A 12497-nucleotide genomic window follows, 5' to 3' on the forward strand; every position below is an offset into this window, starting at 1 on the left:
TCTTAGCGCGCAGCATCCTGTCGCGGCGGGTCGTGCTTCACGCCCTCGACCTGCGAGCGGACAAAGAAAAACGGGTTGCGGCATTTCTGCTGCAACCCGTTGATCTATTGGCGGCGTGGACCGAGCTCGAATCCGCCGACGCCACCGCATAGGCCCAAGCGCCTTCGCGGCCAGCAGGCCCTCCGTGAGTCGCCGAGAACTAGGCGACGAACTGATCCAGCGTTGCGCCGGCCGACAGGGCATCTTTGAGCCAGCGTGGCTTGGGGCCCATGCCGCTCCAGGTGTTCCCGTTCGGGTCCTTGTAAGAAGTCTTCGCCTTCCGTTTCGCTGCAGGCTTTGCCGCACGCGCTGAGGTCGTCGATGACGGGGACGCGATGGCGAAGTCCTCGAGACTCTTGCCTGCGGCGAGCGCCTCGCGAAGCCAATGGGGTCGAGGGCCGCGACCGAGCCACTCGTTGCCTTGCCCGTCGGAATATTTCGCCGATCCGGTCGACTTCGACGCGACATTGGTGCGGGGCGTCTTCAACTTGCCTTTGGCCGATCCGGTACCGAATCCGAGCTGCTCAGCCGTCAGTCCGTAGTGTGTGATCGCAACCTTGATGCGCCCCACAACACCTTCTACCTCTTGATTTCGGAGCTTCTCGGCTTGGCGCTGCAGCGCTTCGATCTGCTTTTGGATTTGCTTGTAGGTCTGGGACATAAGTTCGCATTTTCAGAAGTCGAGAGGTGCTACTTTAATGCGCATGCCAATGAGGGGGCGCCAAGCACGTCCGATCGCTCGGGTGAATCTCCAGGTTCATGGCCTGCGCGAGCATCGCGGCCGGCGTCTCGCGCTCCTATCGGTAATGACGGCAGCGCAATCCGGGGGCACGTGGGCTGTGGCATCCTCACTCGCCGCGACCGATCGGCGCGCGTACCTCGTGGCGGGTCACGCGCCCTGCGCTTGAACCGAGGAGACGACATCCCCATGACACCACCGCCTCACCGCGCCAAGGCCCGGCTGCGCCAGTTCCTGGGCGGACTGCGGCCGGAGCGCGTGTTCGCCGATTCAAAGGAACGCTGGCGCGCCGTGGCCGGCGCCGGCCTGGGCATCCTCGTCACGGCGCTGATCAGCCGCTGGTGGATCGGTACGGGTGCGCCGCAGCCCTGGCTGGTCGCGCCTCTGGGTGCCAGCGCGGTGCTGGTGTTCACGGTGCCGGCCAGCCCTCTCGCGCAGCCCTGGGCCGTGGTCGGCGGCAACACCTTGTCGGCACTCGTGGGCGCCGCCTGCGCGATGCTCATCGGCGACCCGGCCTGGGCCGGCGCAGCCGCCGTGGCGGCAGCCATTGCACTGATGTTCGCGTTGCGCTGCCTGCATCCGCCCGGCGGTGCGACGGCGCTGCTGACGGCCCTGGGTGCCACGGGTTTCCAGTTCGCCCTGTCGCCCATGCTGGTGAACTCGCTGCTGCTCGTGATGACGGGCATGGCCTACAACAGCCTCACCGGCCGGCGCTACCCGCATGCCCAGAGGCAGCCGGCGGTGACGCCCGCCCCCAACGGGTCACGCTTCAGTGCCGCCGACCTCGACGCCGCGCTCGCCCACTACAACCAGGTGCTCGACGTGAGCCGGGACGATCTCGAGGCCTTGCTCCAGCACGCCGAGGCGGCCGCCTACGCGCGGCGCTTCGGCGCCCTGCGGTGCCGCGACATCATGTCGCCGGCCCCGCTCTCGGTGCAGTTCGGCACATCGCTGCAGGACGCGTGGTCGATGATGCGGGAACGCAAGGTCAAGGCCCTGCCCGTGGTGGACCGCGCGCAGCGGATCGTCGGCATCGTCACGGTGGCCGACTTCATGCGGCATGCCGACATCGGCCGGCATGACGGCATCGGCGAACGGCTGCGCAGCCTGGTTCGCCGCAGCAGTATGTCGCACGACGACAAGCCCGATGCCGTCGGCCAGATCATGACGCGCGAGGTGCGCGTGGCGAGCGAGGGGCGGATGGTGTCGGAGCTGGTGCCGCTTTTCTCGGAAGGCGGGCACCACCACATTCCGATCATCGACGCGGAGCGACGGCTCGTCGGCATCATCACCCAGTCGGACCTGGTGCGCGCGCTGCATCGCGCGACTTGACTTGAGGCACGCCGCGCCGGCGCGGTCGAATCGCTCAGGCGCGCTGGTCGCGCCGCCGCTCGATGAACGCGATGATCTCGCCCATGCTGATCTTCCGGCAAAGACGCACCGTCGAACGCCAGCGCCGCCGGCCCGAGCCTCAGATTGAAGACCCGGCTGCCCAGCCGCACGTCTGCGGAGAAGCAGCCCACACCAGAAACTCTTGAGTCAAGTTCAAGTGTTCCAATGAGTGTTCCCACGGCTCGCCCAAAGAAAAACGGGTTGCGGCATTTCTGCTGCAACCCGTTGATTTTATTGGCGGAGTGGACGGGACTCGAACCCGCGACCCCCGGCGTGACAGGCCGGTATTCTAACCAACTGAACTACCACTCCTGGTAGACAACGTTCACTCCTTGCGGAGCCGAGTGTTGACAACTCGTGCCGGCTTCACTTGCGTGAAACTGGCGACCCTACGGGGATTCGAACCCCGGTAGCCACCGTGAAAGGGTGGTGTCCTAGGCCTCTAGACGATAGGGTCAAAACCTGAGGAACCGTGCTGAGATCAGCACTTGTTTCTTCTACTCGACAAACCAATGGTGGAGGTAAACGGGATCGAACCGATGACCTCTTGCATGCCATGCAAGCGCTCTCCCAGCTGAGCTATACCCCCTTGGGTGTCGAGCCTCAGATTATAGACTGAAAAAATCAGCCCTTCAAACGCTCGATCACTTTTTCTTTAGAAAAGATCGCAAGCACCGCATCCAGGGATGGCGTCTGCGGTGTCCCCATCACAAGCACACGCACCGGCATCGCCAAGGCAGGCATCTTCATCCCGTGCGCGGCGAGCACTTCCTTGATGGCAGCGGCGATCGATGCCTTGTCCCAGGCGCTCACGGTCGCGAGCTTGTCGGCCAACGTGGCCAGGGCCGGTCGCACGGCATCGGTCACATGCTGCGCGCGATCCGCGTCGCTCGGCGTCACGTCGGTGTAGAAGGCTGCAGCCCAGTTGGCCAGCGCGACGGTGGTCTCGCAGCGGTCCTTGAAGAGCGCACAGATGGCGGTCAGTCGCGCATCGGCCACGATGCCGCGCTTCTGCAGTTGCGCTGCGACCAGCGGTGCGAGTTCGTCATCGGCCTTGGCCTTGATGTACTGGCCGTTGACCCACGCCAGCTTCGCCGCATCCCATTGCGCCGGACTCTTCGACAGATGGGAACCGTCGAACCATCCGACCATCTGCTCGCGCGTGAACAGTTCGTCGTCGCCGTGGCTCCAGCCCAGGCGCGCCAGATAGTTGAGCATCGCCTCGGGCAGGTAGCCGTTCTCTTCGTAGGCCGTGACGCTCACCGCACCGCGGCGCTTCGACAGCTTCTGGCCGTCGTCACCCAGGATCACCGGCAGGTGGCCGAAGGCGGGCAACGGTGCGCCCAGTGCGCGGAAGATGTTGATCTGCCACGGGGTGTTGTTGATGTGTTCATCACCGCGGAACACATGCGTGATCGCCATGTCCCAGTCGTCGACCACCACGGCGAAGTTGTAGGTCGGCACACCGTCGGGGCGCACGATGATCAGGTCGTCGATCTCGCGGTTGTTGATGGTGATCTCGCCCTTGACGAGGTCGTCCCAGGTCACGTCGCCTTCCACTGGGTTGCAGAAGCGCACCACCGGCGGCACGCCCTCGGGCACCGGCGGCAGCACCTTGCCGGGCTCCGGGCGCCAGCGGCGGTCGTACAGCGTCTTCTCGCCGCGGGCGCGCTGCGCCTCGCGCGTGGCCTCGAGTTCTTCGGGCGTGCAGTAGCAGTGGTACGCCGTGCCCGCTTCGAGCATCTGCGCGACCACGGCCTGGTAGCGGTCGAGCCGCTGCATCTGGTAGACCGGGCCTTCGTCGTAGTCCAGGCCCAGCCACGCCATCGACGCGAGGATCTGGTCGACCGCGTCCTGCGTGGAGCGCGCGACGTCGGTGTCTTCGATGCGCAGCACGAACTGGCCGCCATGGTGCTTCGCATAGGCCCACGAATACAGTGCGGTGCGGGCGGTGCCCAGGTGAAGGAAGCCGGTGGGCGATGGCGCGATGCGCGTTCTGATTTTCTGGGTCATGAGGAAAGGGTGTCGAGGCCGCGCAGCAGGTCGGCCTGGATGTCGTCGATGTGGTCCAGGCCCACGGCCAGCCGGATCAGCCCCTGGCCGATACCCGCCGCCTGGCGCTGCGCTTCGGTCAGGCGCCCGTGCGAGGTGGTGCCCGGGTGCGTAATGATGGTCTTGGTGTCGCCGAGGTTGGTGGCGATGCTCACGACGCGGGTGCTGTCGATCACATGGAAGGCGTTCTTGCGCGCCGTCGCCGGATCGTCGCCGCGCACGTCGAACGACACCACCGCCCCGCCCTGCCCCGACTGCTGGCGCATCGCCAGTTCATGCTGGGGATGCGACGCGAGGCCGGGGTAATGCACCCGCGACACCTTCGGGTGGCCTTCGAGCCATTGCGCCACGGCCAGCGCGTTGGCCGACTGCGCCTGCATGCGGATGCCCAGTGTTTCCATGCCCTTGAGCACGACCCAGGCGTTGAACGGTGCGAGCACCATGCCGGCGGTGCGCACCACCGGGCCGAACACGTCGACGATCAGGCGCGACGGGCCGCAGATGGCGCCGGCCATCACGCGGCCCTGCCCGTCGAGGTACTTGGTGCCCGAATGGATCACCAGGTCGGCACCCAACTCCGTCGGACGTTGCAGCGCCGGCGAGCAGAAGCAGTTGTCGACCGCGAGCAAGGCACCCGCGTCGTGCGCTAGGTCGGCCAGCGCGCGGATGTCGCAGACCTCGGTCAGCGGATTCGTCGGCGTTTCGGCGAACAACAGCTTGGTGGTCGGGCGCAGCGCGGCGCGCCACTCGGCCACGTCGGTCTGCGACACGAAGGTCGTCTCGATGCCGAACTTCGCGAACTCCTTGCCGAACAGATTGAGCGTGGAGCCGAAGACCGAACGCGAGCAGATCACGTGGTCGCCGGCCTTGAGCAGGCCCATGCACATCATGAGGATGGCGCCCATCCCGCTCGACGCGGCGATCGCCGCTTCGGTGCCCTCGAGCGCGGCCAGCCGCTGCTCGAAACTCGCGACCGTCGGATTGGACGTGCGCGAATAGGTGAAGCCTTCTTCGGTGCCGGCGAAGCGGCGCGCCGAGGTCTCGGCATCGGGCTGCACGAAGCCGCTCGTCAGGTAGAGCGCTTCGGAGTTCTCGCCGTACTGGCTGCGCTCGCTGGCGGTGCGCACGGCCAGCGTGTCGCGGTGCAGGCCGGGCGGCAATGATCGTTCGGTCACAGGCTCTCCAGGTTCATTCGGCGAGGTTGGGCAGCGCGAGACGGGACGAGTCTTCCTCCGTCTCCTCGACGCGCGGGCGGCTGCCGTTCATGCGGCTGATGGCTTCGGTGTCGATGTCCCCGGTGACGTAGATGCCGTCGAAGCACGACGAGTCGAAGCCATCGAGCTTCGGTGCGCCGGGCGTGCTCGGCGACGCCTTCATCACCGCGCGCTTCATGCCCTCGACGTCCTGGTAGATCAGCGCGTCGCAGCCGATCAGTTCGCGAATCTCTTCCACCGTGCGGTCGTGCGCAACCAGTTCGCCCTTGGTCGGCATGTCGATGCCGTAGACGTTCGGGTAGCGCACCGGCGGTGCAGCGCTCGCGAGATAGACCTTCTTCGCGCCGGCGTCGCGCGCCATCTGCACGATCTCCTTGCTCGTCGTGCCGCGCACGATCGAGTCGTCGACCAGCAGCACGTTGCGGCCCTTGAACTCGCTGGCGATCACGTTGAGCTTCTGGCGCACCGACTTCTTGCGCACGCCCTGCCCCGGCATGATGAAGGTCCGGCCGACGTAGCGGTTCTTCACGAAACCCTCGCGGTACGGAATGCCCAGCAGGTGCGCCAACTGGGTGGCGCTCGGGCGGCTCGACTCGGGGATCGGGATGATCACGTCGATCTCGCTCGGCGGCACGGTCGACACCACGCGCTTGGCCAGCGTCTCCCCCAGGTTCAGGCGGGCCTGGTAGACCGAGATGCCGTCCATCACCGAATCGGGCCGCGCCAGGTAGACGAACTCGAACATGCAGGGGTTGAGCGTCGGCGCGTCGGCGCACTGCTCGGCGTGCACCTGGCCCTGCAGATCGACGAAGACCGCTTCGCCCGGCGCGATGTTGCGCTCGAACACATGACCCGAACCTTCGAGCGCGACCGATTCGCTCGCCACCATCACGGTGCCGTCGGCGCCGCGGCCCATGGCCAGCGGACGGATGCCGTAGGGGTCGCGGAAGGCGACCAGGCCGTGGCCGGCAATGAGCGCCACCACCGCATAGGAGCCGCGCAGGCGGCGATGCACGGCGCGCACCGCCTCGAACACGGTGGTGGAGTTGAGCATGCCGCCGCGCGTCGAACGCTCGATCTCGTGCGCCAGCACGTTCAGCAGCACTTCCGAGTCGCTCTCGGTGTTGGTGTGGCGGTGATCGGTCGAGAACAGTTCCGAACGCAGCGCATGCGCGTTGGTCAGGTTGCCGTTGTGCACCAGCACGATGCCGTAGGGCGCATTCACGTAGAAGGGCTGCGCCTCTTCCTCGCTGTAGGCGTTGCCGGCGGTCGGGTAGCGCACCTGGCCCAGGCCCACGTCGCCCGGCAGCGCGCGCATGTTGCGGGTGCGGAACACGTCGCGCACCATGCCCTTGGCCTTGTGCATGAAGAACTTGCGTTCCAGCAGCGTGACGATGCCGGCTGCGTCCTGGCCGCGGTGCTGCAGCAGCAGCAAGGCGTCGTAAAGCAGTTGATTGACGGGCGCGTTGCTGACAACGCCGACGATTCCACACATGGGACGATCCTCTCAGGGCAGGTAACTGGCCAACTTCTCTGGCAATGCAGGCTTGAGGCCCTGCAGTGCCGCATCCAGAACAAGCGCGCTGTGCGATTCACGCCACCAGGCGCTCTCGCTCAACGACAGCAAATGCACAACCACCGCCACGGCCAGCAGCGCGACCGCGCCACGCGCCAGGCCGAACACCGCACCGAGCATCCGGTCGACCGGCCGCAGCCCGACGGCCGCGATCAGCTTGCGCGTCAGCGCAGCGATCAGCCCGACACCGAAGGCCACGGCGACGAAGATCAGCACGAAGGCCAGCGCATAGCGCCACGAGGCCTCCGGGTCGCCGCTGATGGGCAACCACGCCGCCACATCGCCCGCGAACCACTGCGCGCTGAAAAAAGCCACCACCCAGCCGGCCAGCGAAATCACTTCGAACACCAGCCCGCGCACCAGCCCCAGCACCAGCGACACCGCCAGCAGCGCCACGGCGATCCAGTCGAGCAGGGCCACGTTGGTGCGCGATGCCTACAAGCTGAGGACGGCCGCGGGCAAAGACAAGCCCTTGACCTTGGCCGCAGCCTTGTCCGCCTCGGCGCGCGAGGCGAACGGGCCAACGCGCACCCGCGTGCGGTCGCCATCGGCCGTCTTCGCGATGTTCGTGTAGGTCTTCAGACCCGCCCTCTCCAGCTTCTGGCGCACCTCGCGCGCCTTGTCGGCTTCGGCGAAGGCGCCGACCTGCACGACGAAGCGACCAGCATCGTCCGAAGCCGCCACCGGTTTGGCCGCTGCGGTAGCGGCCGCCGCGTTCTTGCCGTCGAGCAGCGCGCGGGCACGGGCACCATCGTCGGCCGGCTTGGCCGCGGTGGCCGTTTGAGGCTTGGGTTCGGGCTTCGGCTCGGGTTTGGCTTCCGGCTTCGGCTTGGGTTCGGGTTTCGGCGCGGGATGCGTCTCGGCCGGCGGGGCCGAGGCGACCGGTCGGTCAGACGGCAGTTCGCGGCCATCGGCCGTCTCGGTGATGACGCCAGTCGCCGGCGCGTTGGCCGCCGCACGCGGGCGCTCCTCGGCGGGCGGCGCGGCCGGTGTCGAGGCAGGCGCCTGGGCCACCGGGGCCGGCAGCGGTGCGACCTTGTTCCGGTCGGGAATCTCGATGGGAATATCGACCGCCACGGGACGCGGCTGGGTGTCGAAGAGCAGCGGGAAGCCGATCACGCCGACCAGCACCAGCACCGCCGCGCCGAGCAACCGGTGGCGTGCACGCCGACGCATGGCTTCGACGCTTTCCGCAGGCGCCGCCGACACCGGGGTGTTGCGGCTTTCATTGGTCGGCTGGCCACGCGAGCGGAACTTGAAGAACGCCATGAATTCGTTTCCCTGATTGAGTGCAGCGCGGTGTGTTTTGCGAGAGCCGGACACCCGCCGATCAGGCGCCTGACAGCAGGTGTTTGCCCTGCAGACGGGGGGTTCCGTGCGCGAGCACACCACCTACCGTGAAGAACGATCCGAAGACGACGATTCTATCAGCGGGGTCCGCCGCCTCGATGGCCGCGCGCAGCGCCGACATCGGGTCGGCATGCACGCTGGACGCCACGTCCTTGCGGGTGTTCTGCGCCGCCCACTGCGCCTGGACGGCGGTGCCAGCCGCCGCGCGCGGCGTCGGCAGATCGGTGAAGTACCAACGGTCGATCAACGGCCCAATGCGCGACAGGATCGGGGCCAGGTCCTTGTCCGCCATCACGCCGAAGACGGCATGCGTGGTCGGGTAGAAACCCATCGCGTCGAGGTTCTCGGCCAGCGCCGCCACGGCATGCCCGTTGTGCGCCACGTCGAGCACCAGCGTCGGCTGGCCGGGGAGGATCTGGAAGCGGCCCGGCAGTTCGACCATCGCGAGCCCGGTGCGCACCGCCTGGGCGGTGATCGGCAGGGTTTGCCGCAGGGCTTCGAGTGCCGCCAGCACGCCGGCCGCGTTCAGCAACTGGTTCGCCCCGCGCAGCGCCGGGTAGGCCAGGCCGCTGAAACGCCGCCCTCGCCCGCTCCAGCCCCACTGCTGCTTGTCGCCCGACACATTGAAGTCGTGCCCGAAGCGCCACAGGTCGGCGCCGATCTCGCGGGCATGGTCGATCACACTCTGCGGCGGCATCGGGTCGCTCACGATGGCCGGCCGGCCGGTGCGCAAAATGCCGGCCTTCTCGCGGCCGATGCTCTCGCGGTCGGGGCCGAGGAAGTTCATGTGATCGAGGTCGATGCTGGTGATCACCGCGCAATCGGCGTCGATGATGTTGACCGCGTCGAGCCGCCCGCCCAGGCCGACCTCGAGGATCGCCACGTCGGGCTTGGCCTCGGCCATGCAGCGCAGGATCGCCAGCGTGGTGAGCTCGAAGTAGGTCAGCGGAATCTCGGCGCGTGCGGCCTCGACGGCCTCGAAATGCGGCACCAGCAGCGCACCGTCGATCGCCTCGCCCTTCAGCCGCAGGCGCTCCTCGAAGTGCACGAGGTGGGGCGACGTGAACACGGCCGTGCGGTAGCCGGCGTGCCCGAGGATCGACTCCAGCATCGCGCAGGTCGAGCCCTTGCCGTTGGTGCCGGCGACCGTGATCACCGGGCAGTCGAAGGCCAGTCCCAGCCGCTGCGCCACGGTGCGCGAGCGCTCCAGGCCGAGTTCGATGGTCTTGGGATGCTGTCGCTCGGCGTGCGCGAGCCAGTCGGCTAGGGTTTTCATGGAGGCCGGCATTGTCGCCGACCGGCCGGGGCGGCATGATTCCGGGATGACAACAACCCTTTACGGCATCCCGAACTGCGACACCGTCAAGCGCGCCCGCGCCTGGCTCGACGAACACGGCGTGGCCTACCGCTTCCATGATTTCAAGAAGCAAGGCCTGCCGGAGGCCGAACTGGACCGCTGGCTGAAGGCGCCCGGCTGGGAGGCGCTGGTCAACCGGCGCGGCACCACCTGGCGCAAGCTGGACGACGCGACCCGCGCGTCGGTGGTCGACGCCGGTTCCGCCCGCGCCGTGCTGCTGGCCAACCCCAGCCTGATCAAGCGCCCGGTGGTCGACTGGAGCGGTAGCCCGGACGTGACGACGGGCTTCGACGCCGAGGACTGGGCCGCCCGCGTCTGAGCCCCGGTTGAACCCGGCGCGCCGAATCGCATCCAACCGGGCTGAAACGAAGCCCCGCTTCCCCATTCAAGGAGTTCGACATGCGCAAGAAGATGTACACCGCCACTCTCGGCCTCGCCCTGCTGGGCGCCCTGGGCACCGGCAGCGCCATGGCCCAGCAACAGGTTCAGGCTCGGGTGGTTTCGACCGCCCAGGTGACCGAGCCGAACGGCCGCGTGGGCTACAACGTGACCTACGAATACGAGGGCCGGCAGTACAGCACCTACACCGACAGCCAGCCCGGCCGCACCATTGCGGTCGACGTCGGCGCCTACGGCGTGACCACCACGCCGGTGGCGCCGCAGTCGCAGCTGGCCGCCCAGCCGGTGCCGGACAACGGCAATGGCCGCGCCCCGTGGGAGGGCGTGGTGCCCGAGCAGGGCGTGGTGGTGTCCTCGGCGCGCCCGGTCGCGCCGACCTACTATGCCGCGCCGGCCTACCCGGCACCGGTCTACGTGGCGCCGGCCCCCGTCTATGTGGCCCCGGCTTACGGCTACGGCTACGGCTACGCGCCGGCCTATGCCTACCCGCCCGTCGGCCTGTCGCTGAACCTGGGCTACTCGCGCGGCTGGGGTGGACACGGTCACTGGCGCTGACGGCCGCCCTGGGCAGGGCTGCCGGCAAGCCCTAAAATCGCGGGCTTTCCCCGTGAAGCGAGTTGCCGAGCGCGACCCGCCTCCATCCTCCCCAGCCCGAGCGCGCCCGCGCCCTGCCCTTCACATGACGATCAACGAATCCCTCCCCTGCGCCTCGGTCGCGACCAAGGCCAATGTGTACTTCGACGGCAAGTGCGTGAGCCACGGTCTCACGCTCGCCGACGGCACCAAGAAGTCGGTCGGCGTGATCCTGCCGTCCACCCTGACCTTCAATACCGGCGCGCCGGAAATCATGGAAGGCACGTCCGGCCGTTGCGAGTACCTGCTGTCGGGCAGCGCCGAATGGGTGGCCTCGGGCGCCGGCGAAAAATTCAGCGTGCCGGGCAACTCGAGCTTCCAGATCCGCGTGAGCGGCGAACCCTACAGCTACATCTGCCACTTCGGCTGAACCGGACGCCCACGCCATGTCGACCATCCTCCAACACGTTCCCGCCGGCCAGAAGGTCGGCATCGCCTTCTCCGGCGGCCTCGACACCAGCGCCGCGCTGCACTGGATGAAGCAGAAGGGCGCGATCCCCTACGCCTACACCGCCAACCTCGGCCAGCCCGACGAGCCCGACTACGAAGAGATCCCGCGCAAGGCGATGCAGTACGGCGCCGAAAAGGCCCGCCTGATCGACTGCCGCGCGCAACTGGCCTCCGAAGGCCTCGCCGCCCTGCAGGCCGGCGCCTTCCACGTCACCACCGCGGGCGTCACCTACTTCAACACCACGCCCCTGGGCCGCGCCGTCACCGGCACGATGCTGGTCAGCGCCATGAAGGAAGACGACGTCCACATCTGGGGCGACGGCAGCACCTACAAGGGCAACGACATCGAGCGCTTCTACCGCTACGGGCTGCTCACCAACCCGGCGCTGAAGATCTACAAGCCCTGGCTCGACCAGCTCTTCATCGACGAACTGGGTGGCCGCGCCGAGATGTCGGCCTTCATGACGGCGGCCGGCTTCGGCTACAAGATGTCGGCCGAGAAGGCCTACTCGACCGACTCCAACATGCTCGGCGCCACGCACGAGGCGAAGGACCTGGAACACCTGAACAGCGGCATCAAGATCGTCAACCCGATCATGGGCGTCGCCTTCTGGAAGGACGAGGTCGAAGTCAAGCGCGAAGAGGTGCGGGTTCGTTTCGAGGAAGGCCGCCCGGTCGCGCTCAACGGCAAGGAATACCCCGACCTGGTCGAACTGATCCTCGAAGCCAACCGCATCGGTGGCCGCCATGGCCTGGGCATGAGCGACCAGATCGAGAACCGCATCATCGAGGCCAAGAGCCGCGGCATCTACGAAGCCCCGGGCCTGGCGCTGCTGTTCATCGCCTACGAACGCCTGGTCACCGGCATCCACAACGAAGACACGATCGAGCAGTACCGCGACAACGGCCGCAAGCTCGGCCGCCTGCTGTACCAAGGCCGCTGGTTCGACCCGCAGGCCATCATGCTGCGCGAGACGGCCCAGCGCTGGGTGGCGCGCGCCATCACCGGCGAAGTGACGGTCGAGCTGCGCCGCGGCAACGACTACTCGCTGCTCAACACCGAGTCGGCCAACCTCACCTACAAGCCCGAGCGCCTGAGCATGGAGAAGGTCGAAGGCGCCTTCACGCCACTGGACCGCATCGGCCAGCTGACGATGCGCAACCTGGACATCATCGACACGCGCGACAAGCTGGCGATCTACACCAAGACCGGCCTGCTGTCGCTGGGCGACGGCGCATCGGTGCCGCGCCTGACGAACGACGGCGAAGACTGAGCGGCTGCGCGCTCCCTCGCTC

Annotated in this window: 12 protein-coding genes and 3 tRNA genes; 5 read left to right on the forward strand and 10 right to left on the reverse strand. The window is 67.5% G+C overall.

Going from position 1 to position 12497, the window contains the following annotated elements; genetic code table 11:
* Positions 1-199 precede the first annotated feature (199 nt).
* On the reverse strand, positions 200-700 hold the full coding sequence (locus N8A90_RS20905) for an H-NS family nucleoid-associated regulatory protein (RefSeq protein WP_262077011.1): 501 nt from the start codon (positions 698-700) through the stop codon (positions 200-202).
* A gap of 267 nt (positions 701-967) precedes the next feature.
* Here N8A90_RS20905 and N8A90_RS20910 point away from each other — a divergent pair, with 267 nt between their 5' ends.
* On the forward strand, positions 968-2110 hold the full coding sequence (locus N8A90_RS20910) for an HPP family protein (RefSeq protein ID WP_262077012.1): 1143 nt from the start codon (positions 968-970) through the stop codon (positions 2108-2110).
* Between the two features lie 295 nt (positions 2111-2405).
* On the opposite strand, the gene N8A90_RS20915 is transcribed toward N8A90_RS20910, so the two are convergent.
* The 9 genes from N8A90_RS20915 to folC all read right to left on the reverse strand — a co-directional run bounded on the left by N8A90_RS20915 (position 2406) and on the right by folC (position 9650).
* Positions 2406-2482 (reverse strand) — tRNA-Asp (locus tag N8A90_RS20915).
* A gap of 69 nt (positions 2483-2551) precedes the next feature.
* Positions 2552-2627: transfer RNA gene (locus tag N8A90_RS20920), tRNA-Glu, on the reverse strand.
* Positions 2628-2683: 56 nt separating this feature from the next.
* Positions 2684-2759 (reverse strand) — tRNA-Ala (locus N8A90_RS20925).
* Positions 2760-2794: 35 nt separating this feature from the next.
* Positions 2795-4183, reverse strand: a complete 1389-nt coding sequence (gltX, locus tag N8A90_RS20930) for a glutamate--tRNA ligase (protein WP_262077013.1) — start codon at positions 4181-4183, stop codon at positions 2795-2797.
* On the reverse strand, positions 4180-5397 hold the full coding sequence (locus tag N8A90_RS20935; protein WP_262077015.1) for an O-succinylhomoserine sulfhydrylase: 1218 nt from the start codon (positions 5395-5397) through the stop codon (positions 4180-4182). Before N8A90_RS20935 ends, gltX begins: the two co-directional genes overlap by 4 nt.
* A gap of 13 nt (positions 5398-5410) precedes the next feature.
* Complete coding sequence (purF, locus tag N8A90_RS20940) at positions 5411-6931, reverse strand: amidophosphoribosyltransferase (RefSeq protein ID WP_262077017.1); 1521 nt, start codon at positions 6929-6931, stop codon at positions 5411-5413.
* Positions 6932-6943: 12 nt separating this feature from the next.
* On the reverse strand, positions 6944-7432 hold the full coding sequence (locus N8A90_RS20945; protein ID WP_262077019.1) for a CvpA family protein: 489 nt from the start codon (positions 7430-7432) through the stop codon (positions 6944-6946).
* Between the two features lie 15 nt (positions 7433-7447).
* Complete coding sequence (locus N8A90_RS20950) at positions 7448-8281, reverse strand: SPOR domain-containing protein (RefSeq protein WP_262077021.1); 834 nt, start codon at positions 8279-8281, stop codon at positions 7448-7450.
* 61 nt (positions 8282-8342) lie between these two features.
* A complete protein-coding gene (folC, locus tag N8A90_RS20955; protein WP_262077023.1) occupies positions 8343-9650 on the reverse strand; it encodes a bifunctional tetrahydrofolate synthase/dihydrofolate synthase in 1308 nt (435 codons plus the stop codon).
* 34 nt (positions 9651-9684) lie between these two features.
* Here folC and N8A90_RS20960 point away from each other — a divergent pair, with 34 nt between their 5' ends.
* From N8A90_RS20960 to argG, 4 genes are all read left to right on the forward strand, one after another.
* Positions 9685-10038, forward strand: a complete 354-nt coding sequence (locus N8A90_RS20960; RefSeq protein ID WP_262077024.1) for an ArsC family reductase — start codon at positions 9685-9687, stop codon at positions 10036-10038.
* A gap of 80 nt (positions 10039-10118) precedes the next feature.
* Complete coding sequence (locus N8A90_RS20965) at positions 10119-10673, forward strand: hypothetical protein (protein WP_262077026.1); 555 nt, start codon at positions 10119-10121, stop codon at positions 10671-10673.
* Between the two features lie 124 nt (positions 10674-10797).
* Positions 10798-11121 carry a pyrimidine/purine nucleoside phosphorylase gene (locus tag N8A90_RS20970; protein WP_262077027.1) on the forward strand — a complete coding sequence of 108 codons (324 nt, stop codon included), beginning with the start codon at positions 10798-10800 and terminating at the stop codon, positions 11119-11121.
* A gap of 16 nt (positions 11122-11137) precedes the next feature.
* Entirely contained in the window at positions 11138-12475 is a 1338-nt protein-coding gene (gene argG / locus N8A90_RS20975) for an argininosuccinate synthase (RefSeq protein ID WP_262077028.1), read from the forward strand.
* Positions 12476-12497 lie beyond the last annotated feature (22 nt).

The organism is Variovorax sp. N23 (assembly GCF_025486315.1).
Lineage (GTDB): Bacteria > Pseudomonadota > Gammaproteobacteria > Burkholderiales > Burkholderiaceae_C > Variovorax.